General features: G+C 67.7%; 22 protein-coding genes. 14 read left to right on the top strand and 8 right to left on the bottom strand.

Annotated elements, in window-relative coordinates; translation table 11 throughout:
* Positions 1-230 precede the first annotated feature (230 nt).
* Positions 231-1,004 (bottom strand): class E sortase, encoded by a 774-nt coding sequence (locus tag ABZ642_RS29000; RefSeq protein ID WP_360489386.1) that lies wholly within the window; start codon positions 1,002-1,004, stop codon positions 231-233.
* A gap of 228 nt (positions 1,005-1,232) precedes the next feature.
* Between ABZ642_RS29000 and ABZ642_RS29005 the strand changes: the two genes are divergently transcribed.
* The gene (locus ABZ642_RS29005) at positions 1,233-1,799 is read left to right on the top strand and encodes a dihydrofolate reductase family protein (RefSeq protein WP_360489387.1); all 567 of its coding nucleotides are present in this window, start codon (positions 1,233-1,235) and stop codon (positions 1,797-1,799) included.
* Positions 1,800-2,067: 268 nt separating this feature from the next.
* A complete protein-coding gene (locus tag ABZ642_RS29010) occupies positions 2,068-3,540 on the top strand; it encodes a beta-1,6-galactanase (protein ID WP_360489388.1) in 1,473 nt (490 codons plus the stop codon).
* A gap of 95 nt (positions 3,541-3,635) precedes the next feature.
* Here ABZ642_RS29010 and ABZ642_RS29015 read toward each other — a convergent pair whose 3' ends face one another.
* The gene (locus tag ABZ642_RS29015) at positions 3,636-5,030 is read right to left on the bottom strand and encodes a carboxypeptidase regulatory-like domain-containing protein (RefSeq protein ID WP_360489389.1); all 1,395 of its coding nucleotides are present in this window, start codon (positions 5,028-5,030) and stop codon (positions 3,636-3,638) included.
* Between the two features lie 243 nt (positions 5,031-5,273).
* On the opposite strand from ABZ642_RS29015, the gene ABZ642_RS29020 reads away from it, so the two are divergent.
* The 3 genes from ABZ642_RS29020 (at position 5,274) to ABZ642_RS29030 (ending at position 7,858) form a co-directional block, all read left to right on the top strand.
* Positions 5,274-5,843, top strand: coding sequence for a TetR family transcriptional regulator (locus ABZ642_RS29020; protein WP_360489390.1), 570 nt, complete (start codon positions 5,274-5,276; stop codon positions 5,841-5,843).
* Between the two features lie 96 nt (positions 5,844-5,939).
* Entirely contained in the window at positions 5,940-6,950 is a 1,011-nt protein-coding gene (locus tag ABZ642_RS29025; RefSeq protein WP_360489391.1) for a hypothetical protein, read from the top strand.
* A 440-nt stretch (positions 6,951-7,390) separates the two neighbouring features.
* A complete protein-coding gene (locus ABZ642_RS29030; protein ID WP_360489392.1) occupies positions 7,391-7,858 on the top strand; it encodes a very short patch repair endonuclease in 468 nt (155 codons plus the stop codon).
* On the opposite strand, the gene dcm is transcribed toward ABZ642_RS29030, so the two are convergent.
* The 4 genes from dcm to ABZ642_RS29050 form a co-directional block, all read right to left on the bottom strand.
* Complete coding sequence (gene dcm, locus ABZ642_RS29035; RefSeq protein WP_360489393.1) at positions 7,790-9,139, bottom strand: DNA (cytosine-5-)-methyltransferase; 1,350 nt, start codon at positions 9,137-9,139, stop codon at positions 7,790-7,792. The genes ABZ642_RS29030 and dcm overlap by 69 nt on opposite strands.
* A 237-nt stretch (positions 9,140-9,376) precedes the next feature.
* Positions 9,377-11,182 (bottom strand): DEAD/DEAH box helicase, encoded by a 1,806-nt coding sequence (locus ABZ642_RS29040; protein WP_360489394.1) that lies wholly within the window; start codon positions 11,180-11,182, stop codon positions 9,377-9,379.
* A complete protein-coding gene (locus ABZ642_RS29045; protein WP_360489395.1) occupies positions 11,179-12,645 on the bottom strand; it encodes a hypothetical protein in 1,467 nt (488 codons plus the stop codon). Before ABZ642_RS29045 ends, ABZ642_RS29040 begins: the two co-directional genes overlap by 4 nt.
* Before the next feature lie 28 nt (positions 12,646-12,673).
* Entirely contained in the window at positions 12,674-13,375 is a 702-nt protein-coding gene (locus tag ABZ642_RS29050) for a hypothetical protein (protein ID WP_360489396.1), read from the bottom strand.
* 343 nt (positions 13,376-13,718) lie between these two features.
* Between ABZ642_RS29050 and ABZ642_RS29055 the strand changes: the two genes are divergently transcribed.
* Positions 13,719-14,681 (top strand): hypothetical protein, encoded by a 963-nt coding sequence (locus ABZ642_RS29055; RefSeq protein WP_360489397.1) that lies wholly within the window; start codon positions 13,719-13,721, stop codon positions 14,679-14,681.
* A 39-nt stretch (positions 14,682-14,720) separates the two neighbouring features.
* Here the strand turns inward: ABZ642_RS29055 and ABZ642_RS29060 are convergent, their stop codons facing one another.
* Entirely contained in the window at positions 14,721-15,347 is a 627-nt protein-coding gene (locus tag ABZ642_RS29060) for an ATP-binding protein (RefSeq protein WP_360489398.1), read from the bottom strand.
* A gap of 213 nt (positions 15,348-15,560) precedes the next feature.
* On the opposite strand from ABZ642_RS29060, the gene ABZ642_RS29065 reads away from it, so the two are divergent.
* From ABZ642_RS29065 to ABZ642_RS29090, 6 genes are all read left to right on the top strand, one after another.
* Positions 15,561-16,406 (top strand): helix-turn-helix transcriptional regulator, encoded by an 846-nt coding sequence (locus ABZ642_RS29065; RefSeq protein ID WP_360489399.1) that lies wholly within the window; start codon positions 15,561-15,563, stop codon positions 16,404-16,406.
* Entirely contained in the window at positions 16,407-16,604 is a 198-nt protein-coding gene (locus tag ABZ642_RS29070) for a DUF397 domain-containing protein (protein ID WP_360489400.1), read from the top strand. It abuts the gene before it with no gap.
* 202 nt (positions 16,605-16,806) lie between these two features.
* Positions 16,807-17,922, top strand: a complete 1,116-nt coding sequence (locus ABZ642_RS29075) for a hypothetical protein (RefSeq protein WP_360489401.1) — start codon at positions 16,807-16,809, stop codon at positions 17,920-17,922.
* Positions 17,813-18,457 (top strand): hypothetical protein, encoded by a 645-nt coding sequence (locus ABZ642_RS29080; protein ID WP_360489402.1) that lies wholly within the window; start codon positions 17,813-17,815, stop codon positions 18,455-18,457. The genes ABZ642_RS29075 and ABZ642_RS29080 overlap by 110 nt, the downstream gene beginning before the upstream one ends.
* The gene (locus ABZ642_RS29085; RefSeq protein WP_360489403.1) at positions 18,454-18,945 is read left to right on the top strand and encodes a hypothetical protein; all 492 of its coding nucleotides are present in this window, start codon (positions 18,454-18,456) and stop codon (positions 18,943-18,945) included. Before ABZ642_RS29080 ends, ABZ642_RS29085 begins: the two co-directional genes overlap by 4 nt.
* A 170-nt stretch (positions 18,946-19,115) precedes the next feature.
* Positions 19,116-21,035 carry an N-acetylmuramoyl-L-alanine amidase gene (locus ABZ642_RS29090; protein WP_360489404.1) on the top strand — a complete coding sequence of 640 codons (1,920 nt, stop codon included), beginning with the start codon at positions 19,116-19,118 and terminating at the stop codon, positions 21,033-21,035.
* 176 nt (positions 21,036-21,211) lie between these two features.
* Here the strand turns inward: ABZ642_RS29090 and ABZ642_RS29095 are convergent, their stop codons facing one another.
* Positions 21,212-22,060, bottom strand: a complete 849-nt coding sequence (locus ABZ642_RS29095; protein ID WP_360489405.1) for a LysR family transcriptional regulator — start codon at positions 22,058-22,060, stop codon at positions 21,212-21,214.
* 103 nt (positions 22,061-22,163) lie between these two features.
* Between ABZ642_RS29095 and ABZ642_RS29100 the strand changes: the two genes are divergently transcribed.
* Both ABZ642_RS29100 and ABZ642_RS29105 read left to right on the top strand, forming a co-directional pair.
* Complete coding sequence (locus tag ABZ642_RS29100; protein WP_360489406.1) at positions 22,164-22,889, top strand: SDR family oxidoreductase; 726 nt, start codon at positions 22,164-22,166, stop codon at positions 22,887-22,889.
* 153 nt (positions 22,890-23,042) lie between these two features.
* Positions 23,043-24,218 (top strand): serine hydrolase domain-containing protein, encoded by a 1,176-nt coding sequence (locus tag ABZ642_RS29105; RefSeq protein ID WP_360489407.1) that lies wholly within the window; start codon positions 23,043-23,045, stop codon positions 24,216-24,218.
* Positions 24,219-24,369: the final 151 nt, after the last annotated feature.

The raw sequence follows: 24,369 nt of genomic DNA on the forward strand, positions 1-24,369 counted from the left end.
CCCAGGTCATGGGACTGCGCCTCGAACTGCTGCAACGGCTTCGCCGTGTGATGCCCCACGCCCCGCAGCCCCGAGGCCGCCTTGTGCATGGACGCGGCTTCCTTCTTCAGGTCCGACATGCCGCCCACCCCCGTACTTCACTCTGTGCACATGCCAACCCAAGACACTATGGAGAGCGGTTATGCAGAAGGTATGGGCGTGACCAAGAGACGGCAAAGACCACGAGCGGGCTACACCCGCGGCCGCGTCGACACCAACTTCCCCCACACCGCCATCCGGTACCGCGAGGTGAACTCGGGCGTGCAGGTGGTGAGGGTGATGTAGTAGCCGGGCTCCTCGTACCCGTACGAGGGCTTCACGATCGACCGCGGTAGGGCCCGGATCACCCCCGAGTCACGGGACGAGGTCTGCGGCAGGATCTGGTCCACGGTGTACGTGTAGGTCGCCGCCTTGGTCTCGACCTCGACGGTGTCCTTGCGCCGCAGCCGAGGGAGATACCGGAACGGCTCCCCGTGCGTGTTCCGGTGCCCGGCGAGCGCGAAATTCCCCGCCTGGCCCGGCTGTTGGGTGCCGGGGTAGTGCCCCACGTACCCGTGATTGAGCACGTTCGGCTTGCTGACGCCCTCCGCGATCGGGACGCGGAGCCCGAGCCGGGGAACGACGAGGATCGCGTAGGCCTGGGAGGCGACGACCCGGGTGGTGTACGACGACTGCCGCCGGCCGGCGCCGGAACGGGCGGACGGCGACGAGGAGCCGGTCGTACCGGAGTCGCCCTTCGCTTCGCCGCCCAGGTCCCCGGACCCGCCCGAGTCCCCCCACTCCCGCTCCAGCGCCTCCACCTTCCGCGCGGCCCCCTGCTTCGCCTCCCGGTTGGTCCACCACAGCTGGTGCACGACGAGGAGCATGAGCACCACGCCCACGGTGACGAGGAGTTCGCCCCCGCTCCACAGGACCCGCCGGCGCCGGGCCCGCCACCGCCGGTCGCCGTGCCCCACGACTCGCACCGCGCACGCACCTCCCGCCGACCCCGGCCGGTATCGAGGCCCAGCCGGTGCCGCACGATAAGGCGAACGCCGCCAAGTCACCAGAGCCGTAAGGGTTCCCGCTCGCAGGGGCTCGCCTCCGATGACATGCCGATCTTCTGTGGCCTGCTGGTTTCCTGTTGTCTCCGATGAGATTCCCGCGCCGCGCCGGTCTGTACGCGTGAGACCGACTCACGGAAGGCTGGCGCCATGCGGAAACTGATCTACGGCATGAACCTGACCCTGGACGGCTACATCGCCGCGCCCGGCGACGACATCGGCTGGGGCGGACCGCCGAGCGACGAGCTGTTCCAGTTCTGGTCCGACCAGTTGCAGGCGACCGACCTGTCGCTGTACGGGCGCAAGCTGTGGCAGACGATGAGCTCCTACTGGCCGACCGGCGACCAGCAGCCGGGCGCCACCACGGCGGAGATCGAGTTCGCGCGCCGCTGGCGGGACATGTCGAAGGTGGTGTTCTCCTCGACGATCGACAAGGTCGACTGGAACACCCGCCTGGTCACCGGCGACGCGGTCGCCGAGATCACCCGGCTCAAGGCCGAGGACGGCGGCCCGATGGACATCGGCGGCGCAACGCTCGCCGGGGCGGCCATGCGGGCCGGGCTGATCGACGAGTACATGCTGGCCACCGCGCCGGTCCTGGTGGGCGGCGGCACGCCGTTCTTCACCGCGCTGGACAACTGGGTGAACCTGAACCTGGTGGAGACACGGACGTTTCCCGGCGGCGTAGTCCTGACCAGGTACGAGACGAGGCGCTGAGCAGCAGCACCCACACGCTGGTCCCACGGTGGTGCCGTATACGACATCGGCACGACACGGCCCGCGAGATCACGACATCAGCCGCGAGACCCCACACCGCTCCCCCCTCACAACGATCACTTCCTACACTGGTTTTAGAAACCGCTGTCGCAACCCTCGACAACCTCACACGCCACACCCGATGCTTCGTCATGGCATGCGGGGGGACGAGTCAACGCCGGTCCGGGAACCGGTGCTTGAGCCGCAACGGAGAGGTTGAGAAACAGCCATGATCCGACGCAGAACACTCCTGGCCGCCGCGGGCGGCGGCCTCCTGGGCAGCGCCCTGGCCACCGGTACGGCCCGCGCCGACGCGACCATCGCCGTCAGCCCGTCGACGTCGTACGGCACCTGGGAGGGCTGGGGCACCTCGCTGGCCTGGTGGGGCAACGTCTTCGGCACCCGCGACGACTTCGCCGACATCTTCTTCACCACCAAGTCGACGACGTACAACAGCACTTCGCTCCCCGGCCTCGGCCTGAACATCGCCCGCTACAACCTGGGCGGATGCAGCTGGAACAGCGTGAACGGCGAGTCGATGGTCGCCTCCGCGAACATCCCCGCGTTCAAGCAGATCGAGGGCTACTGGCAGGACTGGAACAACGAGGACCCCACCTCCTCGGCCTGGGACTGGACCGCGGACGCGACCCAACGAGCGATGCTCGTGAAAGCGGTGAACCGCGGCGCGACGGCCGAACTCTTCGCCAACTCCCCCATGTGGTGGATGTGTTACAACCACAACCCGTCCGGCGCCTCCGACGGCGGCAACAATCTCCAGTCCTGGAACTACCGCCAGCACGCCTCCCACCTGGCCGCCGTCGCCCTCTACGCCAAGAACAACTGGGGCGTGAACTTCGCGACGGTCGAGGCCTTCAACGAGCCCTCGTCCTCCTGGTGGACGGCGACCGGCACGCAGGAGGGCTGCCACATCGACTCGACGGTCCAGGCAGCCGTACTCCCCTACCTCCGCAGCGAGTTGAACACCCGAGGCCTGACGAGCACGAAGATCTCGGCGTCGGACGAGACGAGCTACGACCTGGCCCGCACCACCTGGAGCTCCTTCTCCTCAACCACCAAGGGCTACGTGGACCGCGTGAACGTCCACGGCTACCAGGGCTCGGGCGGCCGCCGCGACCTCCTCTACACGGACGTCGTCACCACGGCCGGCAAGGCCCTCTGGAACTCCGAGACCGGCGACAACGACGGCACCGGCTACACCCTCGCCTTCAACCTCCTCTACGACTTCCGCTGGCTGCACCCGACCGCGTGGGTCTACTGGCAGGTCATGGACCCGTCCTCGAACTGGGCGATGATCGCGTACGACGCGAACACGTTGGCGGCGGGCGCCGTCACCACCAAGTACTACGTCATGGCGCAGTTCAGCCGTCACATCCGCCCCGGGATGAAGATCCTGGACACGGGCGTGAGCAACGCGGTGGCGGCCTACGACAGCTCGGCGAAGCGCCTGGTGATAGTCGCCCTCAACACCGCCACCTCCGCCCAGACCTTCACCTTCAACCTCTCCGGCTTCACCACGGTGACCGGCGGCACGGGCGGCCTGGTCCCGCGCTGGAACACGGTGACGACGGGCGGCGACGCGTACAAGGCGTACTCGGACACGTACGTCTCGGGAAAGACGGTGGCGGTGTCGGTCCCGGCGAAGGCGGTACAGACCCTGCAGATCGACGGGGTGACGATCTAGGAGAACACGGCGAAGGGGAGGGGGTGCGGCGCCTGCCGTTCCCCCTCCCCTTCGTGGCGCGTGGGCGACGGCGACGGCCGCCCGCGAGCCCTGGGTCAGTTCCGCTGAAGTGCCGGTTGAGCCGGGGCTCCGTTGTGCCGGTCGTGCAGGATGAAGTCGCTGCGGACGGCCGCACCGGTCTGCAGCAGCTTCTGGTGAACCAGCGGGCTGCGTCCGGGGTGGGAGACCACCACGCTGACATATCCCTCGGGCAGGCCGGTCACGGCGTACTCGCCCCGCGCGTTCGTCGCGGTCCGCACCAACTGCCGGCCGCCGGTGTCCATGACGGTCACCGCGACATGGCGGATGGGCTGCTGCTCGTCGTCGCAGACGATGCCTTCCAGCATCGGCAACTGCTCGCCGAAGTGGTGCGCATGGACCGGAAGGGCGGTGGGAACGGGCGCCTCCACGGCCGAGTCCTCCACCGGCGGCTCGGGAACGTACTCCTCCTCGCCCTCCGCCTCCAGCCATACGGTCCTACGGTGTTGCCGCCACGCGTCGAGGCCCAGCAGGGCTGCACCCGCCGCGATCCACGCGCACAGCACGAGAACCGGCTTGAGTACCCCCGTGTCGTCGAAGTACAGAGCCCCCCTCAGCGCGTCGACCGCGTTGCCCAGCGGCATGACGGTGTGCAGGTCCTGGAAGAACGTCGGCAGCATCGAGACCGGGACGACACCGCTGGTGGGAACGCTCAGCACGATGTACAGACCCAGCCCCACCAGGGGAAGGGCCTGCTTCACGAAGGGCGCCATGCCGAGGGAGAACGTGGCCACCGCCGTGGTGAGCAGGAAGGCGATCCCGAGGGCCGAGAGGTCGTGGGGGAAGTAGTCCAGCTGTGTGCCGACGAAGTAGCCCACGGCGCTGAGGACGGCGGCGGTTCCCACGGCCGTCAGCAGTTTCTTGCGACGGTTGAAGGGCACCACGCGCAGCAGGGTCGTGGCCATGATGTAGCTGGGGACGTTCCAGGCGACTCCGAGGTAGACCAGGGTCGTGCCGTTCTCGTCCTTGGGCACGGTGGGTGCCACGTCCGTGACCGTGAGTTTCTGGTGCTGGTGCGCCGCGAGCGCGGTGAAACCCTTCTGCAACGCCAGCTCCAGCGACGCTCCGTTGGCCTTGGCCACGTACAGCACGGCGTGATGCTTCCCCTGGGCCGCGTAGCCCGCCACGGCGTCCCGGTCCAGTACCGCCTGGCGCGCCCCCTGGGCGTCCACCCTGGCGGACACGTCGAACCAGCCGGGATGCTGCGCCTGCAGAGCGGCGTCGATCTTGGTTTCCAGCGCGGAGCCGGCGACCACGACCTTCGCGTTGTTCGGCAGGGGCTCATGGAAGGCAGTGGGGAAGCAGGCCAGCAGGCCGAGGAAGAGCAAGAGCGGGGCGGCCAGAGCTTCCAGCAGCGTCCTGGCCAAGGGAACGGCGGTGCGTTGCGGCCGCTCGATGCGGTGTTTCTTCACCGAGCCACCCCTTGAGTCACCTCTCGCGCCACCCCGCGGGCGCCTCGGCGAGCCGACTGCGCTTCCCGGGCGGGCGGCGAGATCACGGCGTCGACCCCCTCGTCCGACTCCGCCACGCGTGATGCGACAAGCTTCACGGCACTCCTTCCACGACCGGCACTCGGCCAACCGCTCGATTAACGTACCGATCGGCACATCTATCGCCGCTGGACAGTACACGTACCGATCGGTACAGTCAAAGGTGTGCCTCGTCCCGCCAATGCCGAAAAGCGCGCCGAGTTGCTGAAGCAGGTGGTGCACCAGCTCCAGCACCATGGCCTCGCGCAGATGTCGCTGAGCCCCCTCGCCGAGTCGATCGGCACCACCAAGCGCATGCTTCTGTACTACTTCGGCAGCCGAGAGAACCTGCTGGCCCAGGCCCTGGCCGCCAGCCGTCCCGACGCCCACGCGATGTTCGACGGCGTCCACGACAGCGCTGGACTGCGCGAGGCCGCCCAGGCCCTGTGGCAGGCGATGACCACCGGCGAGCAGTCCGGACCGATCCGCATGCTCCTGCAGCTGCTCAGCCTGGCCACCACCGACCCCGAGGAGTACGGCGACCTCGCCGCCGACACCGTCGAGATCATGATCAGCCCCATCACCGCCGCCTACGTGCGGCTGGGTCATCCGCCGCAGCAGGCGCGGGCAGCGGCCACCCTGCTCGTCTCGGGCCTGCGCGGGCTGTGCCAGGACCGCTTGGTCACCCACGACGCCGCCCGCACGGACGCGGCCGCCGACCGCCTCATCAGGGACGCGGTCACGGAGGCCGACTGAGCCACCGCGCCCGCCACCCCCACCCCGCCTCTCTACCCCCCACTACCCCCCGTCCCCTTCTCTCCTTTGTCACCGATGGGCAGTACGGTGTCGTCCATGCGCCCCGACACGCCTGCCGAGAACGTCGACCACACCGCAGAAGCGGCACGCCTGGAGCGGACCGCCGACCTGTACCCCGAGGACGCCGAAGCCCTCCTCCTCCAGGCCGCGGCCCACCTGGAACTGTCCGACGCCCGCCCCGCCGCGACCGCGTTCTACGACCGCCTGCTGTCCACGCCGGACATGCTGGAGAACGCGCCGCTGGTCCGCGCCCTCAAAGCGTCGAACCTGTGGGAGTACGACCACGAGGCCGAGGCGCGCGCGATCATCGACGGCATCCGCACCACCGCCCCCCGCGACCCGGCCCCCTGGGTGATCATCGCGGAGTCCCTGGAATCCCACGACGAACTCGAGGCGGCGCACGACACGTTCACGGAGGCGGCGACCCTCCTCCTGACGGACGTCCCCGAACCCCCCTACGCCACGCACCCGGTGCTGATCGGCCGCCACCGGGTCCGCCGCATGCTGGGCCTCCCCCACGACGACTGGGACGCCCGCGCGGACACCCTCCACTCCTCCTCGATCTCCCTGGACGAACTCCACGACCCGAAGCGCGTCTGGTCCCTCGGTTCCGACAACCCTGCGGAACTGGAAGCGGAGATCTCCCGCCTGCGAGCGGAGCTCGGCACCTACCGAGAGGCCCTGTCCCGCCCGTTCCCGGTAGCGGTCCTGCACTGGCCGGCGCAGGAACTGACAGAACTCCTGTCGGCGTACCCGGACCTGTCCACGGAGTACCCGTCCCACCCCGAACACCTCGCGACCATAGAGTCGTCGCTCCGCGAACTCTCCGCCTCCGGCACAGCCAACCTGGGCATCGTGACGGCAACGGTCCCGTCGTACGAGGCCTTCGCGGCCTCGGAGGGCTCATCCCCGGGCGACACGACCCTGCTCCCGCAGTACGCGACGACACTGGCGGCCCGGGGGCGGGCGGTGGCTTGGCCTCCGCAGCGGACGTCGGAGTGCTGGTGCGGGGAGACCCAGCCGTACGACGCCTGCCACGGCTCTTAGACCACCCACCACCTCCCCGCCGCCGAACCCACCCGGCGTGCCCGGACGACCCGGCGCGCCCTCAACCCCGACCAAGAGCGCAGCCCACCCCCGGGCACACCCCGGCAAGCCGCCCACTTTCCCCGGGCCGCCCGCTCGCTTCTACCCCGCGCTGGAGCGGCCCGGGTCAAGGGTGGCCCGAAGGGCCATCGGCGCAGCCGACGCGGACGCGGAGCGCAGCGGAGCGGGAGCGCCCTTGAGGCGGGACGCGGAGGCACGACACTGACCTCGAAGCGGGCGGCCCAACTGCTCCGTCACAACACGGTCAGGTGTCTGAGTGTTGAGGCCGACTCTCCACGGCACGTCAGCACAAGATCGGCACAAGGCCGCCGCAAAGCGGACCAGTCAGGAGCGCTGCCCTCCGGCCTTGCGGCGGTTGACTTGGGTCTAGGCTCTGTGCTGTGCACGATGATCCTCAGTGGGAAGCGCCAGAAGGCTCCTGGGCTTCGTCGGCGGCTCGGCGTCGCAATATGCAGGCGATCCGCAGTCGCGACACAAAGCCTGAGTGGCTGATTCGACGACTCGTGCACGCTCAAGGGCTGCGCTACCGGGTGGCTGCCCGGCCCCTGCCAGACCTTCGGCGGACGGCAGATTTGGTGTTCCGGCCGACAAAGGTAGCTGTATTTATCGACGGCTGCTACTGGCACGGCTGCCCAGAGCATTACGTGCCGCCGAGGACAAACTCTGGCTACTGGTCAGAGAAAGTTTTGCGCAACATGGAACGTGATCGTGACACTGATCTGCGGCTCGTGAACGCCGGGTGGCTCGTGCTCCGGTTCTGGGAGCACGAGCCATCGGATTCATGCGCCGACAAGATTGCTACTGCGGTTAACCGGCGGCGGAGCAGCAGTAAGACACGGCCTGTCTGATTCCGGAAGGAAAAGCTGCTCCGTCTGCGGTGCATCCAAGGCGGGGCCGTCAGTATCCAGCTCGTACTTGCCGAGAAGTTCACCACTGTGCTCGGACCTGAGTACAGCGGCGATGGCCCGCCCGATCGCCTCAGCAACCGGCGGCGGAAACGCGTTACCAACCTGACGGTACCGAGCTGTCTTCCGCCCTTGGAATTTCCAGTCCTGCGGAAAACCCTGGATGAGTGCTGCCTGCTCAACGGTCAGCATCGGACCCGCAGGACGGAAAAGATCCCGCTCTGGATCGCATTCGCTGGGATCGTTGGCAACACCCATCCCGTCGACACCCAGAGCCCCCCAGGCCCGCTTCGCCCTGGTTGGCCCGAGGTCTGCGCCACCATGCTTCTTCGACCCTCCTACCAGGGTCGGAGCCACCCCCCGGCCCACCTCAGCTGCCCCGGAGGCCTTGCGCAGCCAGTCCTCGTAGACGTCCTTGCCAGTACGCTCTCCCGGCTTCGCCCGCTCCCCGTCCTTGTTCTTCGTCCAGTACTTCCGGCAACGGGCCTCCATACTGGCCGCGAGTTCGCCAACTACGGTTGCCTGCTCACCCTTGACCTTGGCTGGCCAGATGAATTCAGAATCCGATGAGCCCAACTCATCTTCATGGATAACAACCAAGATAGCCCGCGGACGAAGCTGCGGGACACCAAAATTACTTGCGTCGATCCGCCGCCAAACCTTTCGCATAGCGCGATCCTGCTCGGCAGCTGACCAGCTCTTCTTGATTTCCGGAACCACATACCCAAGCCCGCGGAGTTCACCGAGAATATCCCGGCGATAGTCGATGAAAACCTCCGGGGGCTCCAGGATCCCTCGGACATTCTCAATCATTACGGCTCGCGGCATGAAATCTTCAATAATCTTCAGAGCGTCAGGAAAAAGATCGCGCTCATCATCTTTCCCTAGCCGCTTCCCAGCCAGCGAGAATGGCGGGCACGGCACACCGCCGGCGAGGAGATCCAGTTTCCCTTTTTCAACCAGCAGGTTCTCTCGCACGTCGGTTGTAAGGAATTCCTTCACATCCATAGGCCTAAGTGCGCCAGTGTGTTCCTCGCTCCACCCCGGCCAGTCGCCAACGTTCACCCGGAGTGTTTCCACTGCATGCGGATCCCACTCCACAAGTGCCAGGTGATCGAACCCCGCGTTGTGCAGTCCAACGGCTTGGCCGCCCGCGCCGGCACAGATCTCAAGTGAGGTCAGTGGCCGGGTGAACTGCGGACGCTCGCGACCGCTGGCGCTCATAGTGATCCTTCCGGGAGTGACTCAAAACTGATGCCCAAGTGTCCCAGAGACCCTATGTACCCGCGTGGTTCTTGGACACTCGACGCCCACGAGTGTCCCACTGTCTCTCCCCTGACCGGTAAGAGGGGCCAGGGGAGAGATCAACGAACGTCTTTCGACCTTGTGATTTTACGCACCGCTCTTCCCGCTGGGCGGGCTCCCCATCGCCATCCCCTCGCGCAAGCGGCAGCGGATTCGCTAGACACCACGGATGTGCCGCAGCAGCGCCTCAATGTCACCAGGTGCGAGCCCGGCGGCCACAGAGGGCTCCTCCTCCAAGTCAGCCAACTGCTGGACCGTGGGGTCATCAAGGATCTTCCCCATGAACTCAAGTTTCTGGTCCATGCGCACCTCTACCACCTCGTCGATCGTCCCCCGCGCGGCGATCACGGTGACCTTGGTCTCCGTCTCCGGGGCAAGCCCGAGGCGGTGGATGCGGTCAAGACTCTGGAGGTAGCGGCCGGCCATAAAGTCTCGGTCCACATAAACCGCATCGTGACAGACATGGTGCAGGCTGATGCCCTCTCCCAGCGTCGCCGGGTTAGAGATCAGTACCATGCAACTGGGGTCTTCCCGGAAGCGACGCAGCTGCTCTTCCCGGTCAGGCGTACCGCCGTACACGACCGCCGGGCTGTACTTGTCCAGCATCTGCGCCAAGGTGGTCAAGCTGCGCACAAAAGTTGTCCAGACCAACGTCTTACGGCCCTGCGCGGCGTTCTCCGCGACGATCGCCAGGGCTTCCTTGTACTTGGGGGACAGCTCGTAGTCGGGAAGGTTCTGCATCAGCGAATACAGCGAGCTGCCCGCCGGAATCTCCAGCGGAGGCAACTGATAGGCCAACGGCTCGTACTTGGTGGCGCCCTCCAGCAACAAGGCTGGGCTCGTCGCTGCCATCAACAGACGCAGCGCCGTCTTGCCCAGTGCGCTGAGATCCTCGCGCGCGGTGCCGTTGGTCATACCGCCCACCAACGAGCTGTAGATCTCCGCATGCAGGTCAGGCATGTCGACGTAGCGCATCCGCACGGACATCGGCGGCAGGCCCAGCTCCTGCTTGGTCGTCCGGGTAAACAGTGGTCGCAGGACGGTGCTGGCGTAGGCAAGGTCCCCGCCGGCCACCGCCCGGGTGACCGCGCGCTGTCCGTGCCCTGGCCAGACGAAGCCCATGAGGTTCTCCAGGTCCTTGGAGCCGTTCGGGGCCGGTGTACCGGTCAGGATCAGCCGTCGTTCCGCAAGCGGTCCCAGCGCCATGCACGCGGCGCCGTACGTACCGCGCGCGCCGAGCTTCATCCGATGGGCCTCATCAAGGATGATCATCGAAGGAGCGGACTTCAGCCAGTTCGCAAGCAGAGGCAGGGAACGGTCCAAACGCTCATAGTTGACGATGAGGACCTCAGCCCACTCGTCCAGCGAACCGTCGAGCACATGGGTGCGGAGCGGATAGTTGAAGCAGACGGCCGTTTCGTAACGCCAGGACTCATAGGCCGACTTGGGGCAGACGACAAGCAGCCTGCTGGCCGCGCCCTCTGCCCGCTGGGCGGCGTACACGGCGAGCGCCACACGGGTCTTGCCAGCACCGGGCACGCTGAAATTCGCCCCGTGCCCGAGTGAAAGCAGTTTCGCGATGTCACGGCGCTGAAAGGTGTTGAGGTCTTCCTTCCAGGTATCTCCGAGCAGGTTCAGCACATCGCCAGCGCCGACTTCCGAGGGTCCCCCGGAGTCGGCGAGGCGCTCTTCGACCAGCTTGGCGTCCTTGACCACACCGGCGACGAGCTTCCTGAGCTCCGGAGCCCACTCGACGCCGGCGGGATCGGGCCAGCTGCTCAGAACAGGCAGATTCGCAAGGAGCTCATCCAGCGCCACCGAGGCGGAGAGCAGGCCCAGCTGGCCGCCGGTGCGGAACCGGGCAGCCAGCTGGACGAGGTCCTGCCGGTACTGGTCGGTGGTCCGCAGGACCACACGGGTACGCGAGTCGTCGAACCCCAAATGCAGGGAAGTTTCCGTCACCGGGTGCCCTCCGCGGTGGCAGCGGCAAGGAGCCAGGAGACGCCGTCACCGGGGTTCGGGATACCGCGTCCGGCCTGCTGGGCGAGCTTGCGCAGGCTGCCCTGAAGCTTGACCACGGCCTCGTCGAAGGCTTCCTCGTCCAGGCTGTTCGAGGTACGGGCCTGAACCAGTTCGATGATGCACTGATCAATGTTGGCGCACGCGTCCGCGAGCCGGGCCGGTGCAAGCTGCTTGCGCTTGCGGACCCGGGCGTCGCGACCGTGGCTGTCGATCGCCTTGTCGAAGGCCTCCGTGGCCTGGTCAAGGAGCGCCTGCGCCGAAGCCTTCTCGCTATCAGGCAGGCCCGCCGAGGTATTGCGAACGGTGGCGGCTGCCCGGAGGATGCGGTCGTTCAGGGCACGGGCCGCCGACACAGCCGACGAGGCAGCCGGTACGTCCAGCCCGAGCCCGGGGATGGACACCGATTCGGGCTCGGCGGCCGGGCCGGTGTCCGCCAGCGCCGGCGGCAGCTCCCTCTCCAGATACCCCTCCTCCAGGAACACCTCGTCGATGTGGCGCACGTCCGTCTTCGAGAAGTTCAGCAGGATCGCGACCAGACGCCGCTCCTTCATGATTTCGGCCTGGTCCCGGTCCAGGTTCTCCAGCTTCACGTAAAGCCGCTGAAGTTCCTTGAGGCGCTCCTGGGCCCCCTCCCAGTCCACGAGCCGCAGCGCGACGCCCCCGCCGCTCGCGCTGCGGTCGTTCAGCTCCTTGATCACACTGAGGATCCACCGCTCCTGGTGGTAGGTAGCCGTCCGGATCCGGAACTCCTTGGCGATCTGCTCGGGCGTCCGACCCAGCGCCGCCTGTTCCTCCATGGCGATCAGCCGGTTCACGTACGAGTAGTCGCGCCGCTGGTCCTGGCGGAGCTGAAGGGCCAGCTCCACGGCGTCGATGTCGGCCTGAGTGAAGGACGGAGGAAGCACGCCCACCCGCATGGACTGCTTGCCGAGCTTCCGCAAGGCGACAGCACGCGTGTTGCCGTTCACCAGTACGCCGTGATGCGTAACCAACCCGGGGTCGTTCTGGCCGAACTCCCTGAGGTCTTCCATCAACTTGTCGAAGGCAGGATCCCGCAGATCCGGGTCAGACGGCATGGCCTGGAGCAGGCTGCCGAGGTAGTCCTGCCCCGCCTCCCCGAAAGGATCCTTGTCCAAGTTCCGGTCCTGATCCGGCTTGTGACTGCGCTGGGCGCGGATCCTGTGCGTACCGGGGTTGAGGTAGAGGTCGTTCAGCGGGAGATCGATCACATCGACGTGGATCTGCTGCCCGTTCCAGTCGACCGTGACCGTTTCCCGGGTGCCTCCCGAGGCCTTCGCCTCCGCCACCCTCTTCTTGATCAGCTCACTGAACTGCTCCGCGCGCGGCGGCGGCGGGAACTCCCGCACCATGTCTTCTCCCTGTCCCTTTCTGTCGCCGGTCATGTCAGTTGCTTTTGCCGGTCGTCCTGGATCAACCGGTCATGTCGTCGATGGCCTGCGCCACCTCGACACGCGACTCCTCGGGCAGCGTCCGGTAAATGCCCCACACCTTCTCAAGCGGGCTGAACGAGCGCTGGTCGGCGTCGATCCACTTGGCGAAGAGGCGCTGCTCCAACGGCGCAAGAGACTCAACGAGTTCCAGCAGCGCTCCGAGGTCAACCTCCCTGTCGGCGCCACCTCCGGTCCCGCACCGCTTGCACTCGGTGATGAGCTGGTGCTCGACGCTCCCGTCCGAGTGGAGCACCTTACGCCGAGAGACATTGAGCTTGGCAAGCTCGATCCCGCCCCCGTCCTCGTACGCCTCGCCGGCACCGATGCCACACGACCGGCACAGGTGGTTGTCGTCCTGGAGAACCTTCGCGCGCTGGGCGGCGGTGATGCTGGCCTTGTGCTTCGGCGCCTTCGACTTGCCCGGGACCCAGACGTCCGCGCCCCTGATCACAAACCGCTGCTCCTGCTGGAGCAGAGAGGGATCGTCGCGGCTCGTGTCGATCCGCCAGCCGTGATCACGCAGGTCCCGCAGCCTGCGATCGATCTGCGCGACCTCCGGGAAGGCTTCACGCAACTGGGCCTTGGTGAAGATGTTCCCCTCCCCCACCTCGGCGACCAGCCACAGCGCCGCCTTCACCATGCTTCCGAACTGCTTGTCCTGGTAGGACGGGATTTCCACCATCAATGCCTCCGTGAACTCGCGCCGACGGCACGCCTTTTGTTTCGGAGTGTGCGGCAAGTACACCTGACGGTGCACTCACCTGGACTCCGCGATCCCCCGCTCCTCAGCGGCTCATCCAGCTGACACCAAGGAGCGGGCAAAAGTCCAGGGCTTTCCAGCTTGCCCGGGTAAAGCAATTCCTACCGGCCGGACTTGCTCGTTGAGAGCAAGTCCGGCCGGTACCGAAGAGGCAGGGAATACGTGCACAGGAACGGCGCACCTAGGGCACAATTACCGGATCGCGGGCAGACCTTGGGGCGGCTGGCCCTACGGCGCACGAGTACCCCAGGAAGGCGAAAATCGCATGTCATCAGCCGGAAGCAGCCCAGCAGGACGTGGCTGGCTGGACCCTGGGAAGGGGTTCCTCGAGGACGTACCTCCGCGGAAGCGACAGCTCGCTCTGGCGCTGCGGGCCCTGGCCAGGCTGCTCAAAACGCAAGACCTGGATAAACCGGCAGATAGCTATCTCACTCAGGCAGACGCAGCGAAACGTCTTGGCTGCAAAGCGGATTCACTGTCGAGGTACCTGAACCGCCCCAGGGTGCCCACGCGGAATTTCGTCGAGCTTCTACACAAGGAAGCTTCGGCAGATGCCGCCATCAGCGGTCAGGATGTCTGCATCGCCCTCGACGACCTGCTCGCCCTCCACGCCAGCGCCGAAGGCGAGCAACTGGGATGCAAACTCTGCGTGGAGCTGGGCGGGCGAATCGATTCGCTTACGCAGCAGCTCAGCACGCCCTGCCCTGCGTGCGCGGTCCGCCAACAGGCACAGGATGAGAGAGCAGCGGAGCTGGCGGCGCTCCGGGGCGACGTGGCGGCCCTGAGGGCCGCTGTCCAGGAAATGGAAACCGTTGAAGCCGGCCTGCAAGCCCGTCTGGCGATGGCCAAAGCTTCCAGAACTCCGCTGCCGGTCCCCCGTCAGCAGCGGGACCGGCAGCGGAGTGAGAAAGAGGTGGCTGTGGCTCGGCAGCTGACGACACAGGCCAAGGATCTGGATGGCGCCGGGAAGCCGGACTCAGCGCTCACCCTCCTCAGGCAGAGCACGACCGAATTGCTGACCCCGGTCGAGACCGCGCTGGTCCTGCTGGAGCTGAGGCAGGAGGAGCGTGATCACCTGGCTGACGATCTGATCCACGTGTACGGGCGAGATCAGAAAAACCTGAGACACGCGATGGCAGTGTCAGTGGCGTTGAATGAGGAAGGAGCATTCGACGACGCCGGCGCCATACTGCGAGCAGTCCTGAAACGATCGGCCGGCGCCACATGAGGCTCCGCCCAGCGCAGTTGCCCACGCTGCCGGCGCCACTCAGGCCGCATCCGCTTCAGCCTCATAGTGCATCTGAGCCCGGTCCAGTACGTCCTCCGGATCGTGGCCGCAGGCGGCAGACCAGTGGAGCAGGTCAGCGATCAGGGCGATCGCCGACTCTTCCAGGGCCGTCTCTCGTGTCTTTCCGTGATGACCCGCATGACCGTTCTGATAGCTCTCCAGCACCCCGACCGCTCGCTCGATACGGCGGCAGCCTCTCCTCGCGCCGAGCGGGATCTCACACCACACCGACTTGCCGGCTGCGGTCAGGACGGTTCCCCAGTCCACCGCGAATGTTGCGAGAAGATGCAGGCCCCGGCCGCACTCCTCCTCGCACTTCGCCGACTTAAGGACCGGGATCGTACGGCTCTTGTCGTGGACCTCCACCCGTAGCCGTTCGCCGCTCCATACGAGGATCAGGGTTGCCGACGCGCCTTCGCCAACGTGTTTGAGAACGTTTGTCGCCAACTCCGCCACCAGCAACCCGGCCTCCTCGGCAGCCGCCGGCAAACCCCACCGGCCCAATTGCTGCACCGCCGCCCTCCGCAGCAAGCGCACCTCCGCCGGTGCGGCCTCGAACGGCAGGACACAGCGGAGTCGGGGCTCGGGGACCTCGCAACCAGACATGTCGGCTCCTCCTTCCCAGCCACGCGCATGTTGCGCCCGCCGTGTCCGTACGGCTTCAGCGCGTAGCGATTCGTAGCGAGGATGACACAGAGAATTCTCTCCATGTAACTTCTCACGAGAATCCATCGAGTGAATCTGGTGGTCAGCCAGTTCTCCGCTGCCTAGCCTGAGGGCGATCACCGGGCCATACCCGGGCGTGGACGAAGGAGTCGTATGGCCGAGCGGACCACCACCCGCCGCCGACAACTGGGCGCGACGATGCGCAAGTTGCGCGCACGCAAAGGCCTGACGCTCGAGGAAGCGGGAGGGCTCGTCGGCGTCTCCAAAGCCACCGTAAGCCGGTACGAGACACAGTCAGGGCCGGTCAGGTGGATCGTCGTTGATGCGCTGTGCCGCGAGTACGGCGCAACCGAGGCCGAGCGGCGCGCCGTTGTCGGGCTAGCAAAGGACGCCAAGCAGCAGGGCTGGTGGAGCTCCTTTGCCGACTCCATCCCGGAGAGCATGAACCTGCTGCTCATGCTTGAGGACGAAGCGCTGAGTGAAAGCCACTTCTCCTGTGTTTACGTCCCTGGCCTCCTACAGACCCGCGCGTACAGCACTGCGCTCCAGAAGGCCAACGAAGTCCCCCTGGAACCAAGCGAGATCGAGCGGCTCGTCGACATCCGTCTGAAGCGGCAGGACATCCTTGGCCGGGCCAAGCCGCTGCGACTCTGGGCGATCCTCGACGAGTCCGTGATCCGCCGGATTGTCGGGTCACCGCAGATCATGAAAGAACAACTGGACCGGCTACTCGAAGCGAACGAGTCACCGCACATTACGCTTCAAGTGCTCCCCTTCTCCAAGGGAGCCCATGCCGCCGCCCTGGGCAGCTTCGTCATCATCGGCGGGACCGAGCCAGCTCTCGACGTGGTGTACGTCGACTTCCACACCGGCTCACTCTTCCTCGAGAAGGACGAGGAACTTGACCGGTACAGACTTGCGTTCGAGTACCTTCGCGCCCAAGCGTTGGACATGGAGGCTTCCTCGTCCATGATCGAACGCGTCCGCAAGGAGCTGTGAATGCCCGTCGCCGGTGGAGTGACCGAAGAGCCCAGATGGTTCAAGTCGTCATACAGCGGAGGAAATACAACGGAGTGTCTTGAGGCGGTGTTTGGCGGGGCAGAAGTGCGCATACGCGATTCCAAGCGGCCCGCCGGTCCTCGCCTGAGCATCTCGGCCGAGACATGGAGCAGGTTCGTGGCCAACGTCGTGGCGTGACCTGCTGACGGCTCCAGCGCGGCCATCACGCATCGGCCTTGTTGGCAACTCCCCCACCGAATGCGACAGTTGCACGCGTCGGCTGAGGCGCGGGGGAATGAGCGGGGCTGTGGTGCAGAGGCGTCGGCAGATCGTGCTGTGCGTGTGTGCTGTCGTACTCGCGGTCGTAGCAGTCCTGTATCCACGCAGTCCCGATGACGTCGTGGCCGCCACCCAGTTCAGCATCGCCTTCTTCGCCACGCTGCTGACCGGCGAAGCCGTGATCTTCGCGCTCACCTTCTCCGCGGCCAGCTCCTGGCCCTCCCTGCGGGCGATAGACGGCCACATCGCCTTCCGGGAGTGGGTGCTCATCGGCTGGGCCGCCGCCCTCTTCACGGCATGCGGCCTGCTGGGTGACAACAGGGTCAGCGCTACCTACGGCGCGTTGCTGTTCCTGCTGGCCAACATCTTCGGGATCTTCTCGTTCGTACGACTCTTCGGTCTGGCCAGCGTCGGCGGTCGTAACCGGCTGCTGTGCCGCACGCTCGCCGAGGCGGTCGGCCGGCCGGACATGGGTTCGGCGGCCCACGACTTCGAGAATGGCCCGGTCGTCAACGCCTACCTCGGCGCCATCAGTCAGGCCGTGACCAGCAACGATCCGACCGCCGTCCGGAACCTCGTGGACCAACTGGTCGAGGCCGACGTGGCGGTGGAGGCGGCCGAGAACGCGATCGCCCTCCATGTCGACGTCCTGCACCGGCTCGCCCGCGCCGCCCTGGTCAGCGGGGCCGATCCGATCCAGGCGACGTCTTGCGCCCACGCCCTCGTCGACTCCGTCTTACGGCTGTGCCGGACCCTGCCCGAGCCCGCCCCGCCGCTGGGCGCCCTCAGCCGCTATCTGGCATGGCTGGCCGACGCCGCGCTGCTGATGTCCGTACGAGGTGTCGCGTCGAACCGGTCCGCCCGTGAGCTGGTCGCTCTGAGCACCGACGCCCGGCTGAAGATCCTGCGTTGCGTCGACCGACGCGCCTGCCAACTTCGGACTGGTGGACACCATCACCTCCTTCATGGGAGATCCGACGGCACTGAGCTACTGCGTTCCGAAGACCCCGGAGCAGGGTGCCGAACTCGCCCTTCCCGGCGCACCCCTTCTCGTGGGGTTCCAGAACGCCTGGGAGGCTGGGAACAAGAAGGACCGTGCCGCCCATCAGGAGAAATGAAGGCGTCCCATGAAGGACGAAGAAATCCTCGCCCACTTCGACGGCCGCGGCACGGCAGAGATCACTCTGCTGGGCCTCGACGTCCTGCAGAACAACAAGATCGCCGCCGTCGCCTATGAGATGGGTTACCGGCTGCACTCGAGGGACATAGTCACGCAGGGGCAGTGGCACCTGGTCTACCTGCGCGACGACTCCCCAGACGTACGCCGACGAACCCAGGACACGCTGAACCGGCTGCGCTCCGGCGGCCCTCTGCTGCCCATGGTCTGGCCCCCGGCCACAACACCGAATGGCGCGGTCCGACCGGTCACCGCCGAGCAGGCAGCCTCCGCCCGGCAGGGCATGGCCGCCTACGAGTCGCACGGCTCCCGCGGGTTGGTCGTCATCGCGGCGCTGTTCGGGATCGGCTCCCTTCTCCTGGCATGGGTGGCCCGTCAGGTGCCCGCTGCCAGTGTCGCGCTGCTGCTGGGGGCCGTCGCCATGGCTGTCGTTGCGGTACTCGTGCCCAGGTGGATGAAGAGCTGGTACGAACGGAGCCGACGCCTGGTCGACGGCTTCGAGCAGCAGCGGTCCCGGCGGTGGGGATCGCCCCCTCCTCCGCCCCCTTCCGCCCCGGGCGCAGGGCCGGCGGACCCTGCAGGAAACCGTTCGTGATCCGTGTCGACTTCTCGATCCCTGCCGTGTTCGCGGACATCCCGGTCGGCGCCGACTTCGACACCGCCCGGGCTGAGGTGAACAGGCGATGTGCCCGGACGTCGGCAGCCGGTGACCTCGATACGGAAAAGCCGGCTGAAATGGCCCGGACTCTCCAGCGGGTCTCGCGTCTTCTCGACGAGGTCGGCGTCGTGTACGCGGCCGGCTGTCTCCACTCCTTCCAGGGCGAGCCGTCGCTCTGTTCGCTCGCTGTCGCTGTGGCAGGGGGCACCGGTCGTCAGGTGGTCGGGTGGCTGCCCCGGGCATGCGATGCGGGGGTGCCGGTGTCGGACGCGTTGCCGGTCTCTTCCGGCGGATCTCCGGGCAGGGTTCCGGAGCCTCCTCGGGCAGGGTTGCGCCGTGTTTCTCGGAGACTGCGTCATGCGCCTGTCGGTGCCTGTCTTGGTGCGTGGTTCACGGGTACGTTCAAGTTCCGTTCGACGACGTGAAGTTGACGCGCCTTCACGCTGAGAGGGATCATCCACTTCCAGGCGCCGACGGACGAAGCCCCGCGTAGGTCGCGGAGCCGTGCGTATACCGGTCCGGTCGATGAACCGATGTCCCGTCGCACGCATCCTCCATTCCGCCATTCAATCCTCCGAGGTCCGAGGACCCATTCATGAGCTCAAGCAATCCCAGACGCGGAGACGCGTCGAAGGGCCGCCGCACGGCCCTGCTGACCGCCGTCGCCGCGCTCGCCGTCGCGGGCGGTACGGCCGTGCCGGTGCCGGCGCTGGCCGCCGGTGGCACACCGGTTGCGGCGACCACGCTGCAACAGGACTTCACAGCCGCCGCCGACGCGTACCACGTCCCGCGTCAGCTGCTGCTTGCGGTGGCGTACCAGGAGTCCGCCTGGGACACCCACGCCGGGCAGCACAGCACGGACGGCGGTTACGGTCCGATGCATCTCACCGATGTCACCCCGGCGATGATGGCCGGCGGCGACGCGGGCGCGGCGGGCCGCCACGATCTGAAGCAAATGTCCGCCGCTCCGGCCCTGCACACCCTTCAGGCCGCCGCGAAGCTGACCGGTCTGTCGGCCCAGAAGCTGCGTACCGACCCGACGGCCAACATCCGCGGTGGTGCGGCGCTGCTCGCCTCGTACCAGAAGGCCGTGAACGGCTCCATCGCCACCGACCCGGGTAACTGGTACGGCGCCGTGGCCCGTTACAGCCAGTCCACCGAGCGGCAGGGCGCCGCGGCCTTCGCCGACCGCGTCTTCGCCACCGTGAAGAAGGGCGCCCACCGCACCACGGTCGACGGCGAGCACGTGAAGCTGGCGGCTGACAGCGATGTCGCCCCGGCCACCCGCCAGTTGGCCTCCCTGGACCTGAAGTCCGCGGCGGACACCGCCACCGAGTGCCCGACCACCGTCGCCTGCTCCTTCGTGCCGGCGTCGCCGTCCAACGGCCAGGTCTCCAACCGGCCCGCCAACGGCATCCGGATCGACAGCATCGTCATCCACGACACCGAGAGCTCGTACGACGCCGCCATCACCACCTTCGAGCAGGCGGGCGGCGCCGCCGCGCACTACGTCATGCGGTCCTCCGACGGCGCGGTGACGCAGATGGTGCCGACGAAGGACCTCGCCTTCCACGCGGGCAACTACTCCACCAACATGCACTCGATCGGCATCGAGCACGAGGGCTACGCCGCGCACGGTGCCACCTGGTACACCGAGGCGCAGTACGAGGCCACGGCCGAGTTGGTGAAGTACCTCGCCGCGCGCTTCGACATACCGCTGGACCGGCAGCACATCATCGGCCATGACAACGTCGCCGGGCCGAAGTCGTCCCTCGTCTCCGGCATGCACTGGGACCCGGGCCCGTCCTGGGACTGGAACCACCTCATGAGCCTGCTCGGAGTGCACACCGGGCGGCACGGCGTCGGTCCCGTCGGCTCGGTGGTCACGATCGCCCCCCGCTTCGCCGACAACCTGCAGACCGTCCAGATCTGCCCCTCCGACGACCCGACCGGCGCCACCACCGCGTGCACCGAGACGCAGCAGGCGTCGAACTTCGTCTACCTGCGCACCGGGCCCAGCGACACCGCCCCCCTCTTCGGGGACCAGGCGATTCACCCCGGCGCGGCCGGCACCGACCGGATCAACGACTGGGGCAGCACCGCGGCGGCGGGACAGCAGTTCGTGGTCGCCGATCAGGACGGCGACTGGACCGCCATCTGGTACAGCGGCGCGAAGGTGTGGTTCTACAACCCGCACGGCTGCAACACCGCGCCGGCCCACGGGGTGAAGGTGATCACGGCGGCCGGCAGTTCCCCGGTGGCGGTGTACGGCTCCAGCTACCCGGACGCCGCCGAGTACCCCGCGGGCCTGTCGCCCTCGACGCAGGCGGCGCTGAGCATGTACTCCGTCCCGGCCGGCCAGGCCTACGTGGCCACCGTGGCGCCGTCCCTCACGGACGACTTCTTCCCGTCCAGCGGCACGGTCGTCACCGGCGGCAAGGCGATGTACACCATCCAGTACAACCACCGGGTCTCCCTCGTGTACGCCTCGGACGTCACGGCCACGGACTCATGACGGTCCGCTGACAGCACGCCGACGGGGAGGTGGTGTCCAGGAGGTCCCGGCCTCCTGGACACACCGGCACCGCCCCGTGCGGCTGACGGCACCGGGCAGTGTGACCGAGCGCGTGGAGAGGCTCGGTGGACGTCGTCGCGGGTCCCGTCGGCGGGGTCCGAGCACGGGGCGTGTCGTCAGAGTCCTGTCGCGGCCCGGACGAGTCCGGCGACGGCTCGGGACCGGCTGTGGGGCGGCCAGGCGATCACGGTCGTGACCGAGGGCGCGTCCTGCACGGGTACGGCGGCGAGACCGTCGCTCAGTTGGGCCCGGGAGGACTCCGGCGCGATCCAGCAGGCACGGCCGAGGGCGATCAGCTGGAGCAGCTGTGCGTGGTCGCGGGCCTGGGGGCCGGGGCCGTCCGGGTATCTGCCGTCCGGGCCGGGCCAGCGCGGCATCGGCAGGTCGGACAGTTCGGCGACCTCCGCCCGCCGCACCTGGGCCCGGCTGGTGAGGGGGTGTCCGGCCGGGAGGATCACGACCTGCTTCTCCGTACGGAGTTGCTCCGTGTCGAAGCCGACCGTCGAGTCGAACGGCAGATGCAGCAGAGCCACGTCGGCCCGGCCGTCGCGCAGCATGCCTTCCTGTTCGCCGATCCCGCACAGGAGCAGGTCGACGGTGACCGCGTCGGGTTCGGCGGCGTAGGCGTCGAGGAGTTTCGCCAGCAGTTCGCCGGAGGCACCGGCCTTCGTGGCGAGGACCACACCGGGCCGGCCGGTCGCGGCGAGGGCAGCGCGGCGGGTGCGGCGCTCGGCGGCCTCGACGGCGTCCAGTGCCGCCCGGGCCTCGCGCAGGAGCACTGAGCCGGCTTCGGTCAGGGTGACCGTGCGGCTGGTGCGTTCCAGCAATGGTGCGCCGAGGCGCCGTTCGAGCAAGCCGATCGCCCGCGACAGCGGGGGCTGCGCGATCCCGAGCCGCTGGGCGGCCTTGCCGAAGTGCAGTTCCTCGGCGACCGCCACGAAGTACCGCAACTCCCGCGTCTCCACACCGCCATGCTACTGGGCCGACCGGGATCGATACCCGGGCGGTATCGATATCCACCCGATCGGTGTTGGCCGAGCCGCCTCGGGTCCGGACAGGATCGACGGTATGAGCGAACAGACCATCGCGCTGGTGACCGGCGCGAACAAGGGCATCGGATACGAGATCGCCGCGGGCCTGGGCGCCCTCGGCTGGCGGGTCGGGGTCGGCGCGCGGGACGAGGAGCGTCGCGAGAGTGCCGTGGCGAAGTTGCAGGCTGCGGGCGTCGACGCGTTCGGCGTACCGCTGGACGTAACCGACGACGCGAGCGTGACCGCTGCCGCCGGGCTGGTCGAGGACCGCGCCGGACGCCTCGACGTGCTCGTCAACAACGCCGGGATCACCGGCAGTGCGCCGCAGATGCCCACCACCGTCGACGTCGCGACGGTACGGGCTGCCGTGGAGACCAACGTGATCGGCGTCATCCGCGTGACCAACGCGATGCTGCCGTTGCTGCGCCGGTCGGCGTCGCCGCGGATCGTGAACATGTCCAGCAGCGTCGGCTCCCTCACCCTGCAGACCACCCCCGGCGCCGAAACGGGCCCGATCGCGGTGGCCTACTCGCCGTCGAAGACGTTCCTCAACGCGGTCACCGTCCAGTACGCAAAGGAACTGAGCGACACGAACATCCTGATCAACGTCGGCTGCCCGGGCTACTGCGCGACCGACCTCAACGGTTTCCGCGGTGTCCGCACCCCGGAACAGGGCGCGGCGATCGCGATCCGGCTCGCGACCCTGCCCGACGACGGCCCGACCGGCAGCTTCTTCGACGACGCGGGGGAGGTGCCCTGGTGACCGAAGGCCGGTGAGCAGCCCGGACGAAGTCGCCCGACCCGGTCGTACGGGCCGCACGACCGGGTCGGGCGTCCCGGGCATGGACCCCAACGTTCGGGCCCGGTGCGTCCCGAGGCCGTCCAGCCGGACCGCCTCGGTGCCAGGATGGAGAACATGACGTTGATCCATGGGGAAGTGGCCGACGGTTTCGAGGGTGTGCGGGAGGCGTTCCGCGCCAACTTCGAGCAGCGGGGGGATGTCGGGGCCGCCGTATGTGTGTATCGGGACGGGCGGCCCGTGGTGGATCTGTGGGGTGGGGTGGCCGATCCGGAGACCGGGCGGGCGTGGGAGCGGAACACCCTGCAGCTCGTGTACTCCGCGACCAAGGGAGCCACCGCCACCGTCGCGCATCTGCTGGCCCAGCGCGGGGAGTTGGATCTCGACGCGCCGGTGGCCGACTACTGGCCGGAGTTCGCCGCGAACGGCAAGGCCGACATCCCGGTGCGGTGGTTGTTGTCGCATCGGGCCGGGGTGGTCACCGTCGATCCGCCGGTGCCGTTGGAGGCGGCGTTGGGGTGGGAGGCGATGGTGGCCGCGCTCGCCGCTCAGCGGCCCGCGTGGGAGCCGGGGACGGCGCACGGGTATCACGGTCGGACCTTCGGGTGGCTGGTCGGGGAGGTGATCCGGCGGGTGTCCGGGCGTACGCCGGGGCGGTTCTTCGCCGAGGAGGTCGCCGGGCCGCTCGGGCTGGACTTCTACATCGGGCTGCCGGCCGCCGAGCGCGGTCGGGTGAGCCGGATGGTGTATCCGAAGCCGGAGTTCGACCTGAGCACCGTACCGCTGGATCTCGTGCCGCCGGAGGCGCGGGAGTTCGTCGCCGCGTTGCAGGATCCGGACTCGTTGAGCAACCGGGCGTTCGCCGTCACCGATCCGGTCGAGATCGACTTCAACTCGGCCGAGGTGCAGGCCGCGGAGCTGCCCGCGTCCAACGGGATCGGTACGGCGCGGGCGCTGGCGCGGATGTACGCCGCGTTGATCGGGGAGGTGGACGGGGTGCGGCTGTTCACGCCGGAGACGCTCGCGTCCGCGACCGTGGAACAGGCCGCCGGGGTGGACAAGGTCATCATGTTCCCGATCAGGTTCGCCTCCGGCTACATGCTGCCCGTAGAGACCAACCCCCTGACCGGTCCTCGTGCGTTCGGGCATCCCGGGCGGGGCGGGTCGCTCGCCTTCGCCGACCCCGAGCACGGCATCGCCTTCGGTTACGTCATGAACAGCATCGTGGAGGGGGCGGAGGACCCGCGCGCGTCCGCACTCGTCGACGCGGTACGGGAGGCGCTGGCCCGGTGACCGGGCCGGGGGCCGGGGGCCCGGGGGCCCGGGGGAGACGGGGAGCCCGATGGCGGGGAGTCCGGGGGCGCGGGGAGCAATGAGCTGTCCCTGAGAATTCTTTGAAACATTTTCCCGGGCCCACCGCATCAGTGAAGTGGAACGGCAGAGT

The sequence above is a fragment of the Streptomyces sp. NPDC007157 genome (assembly GCF_040634235.1).
In the GTDB taxonomy this organism is placed as follows: Bacteria; Actinomycetota; Actinomycetes; order Streptomycetales; family Streptomycetaceae; genus Streptomyces.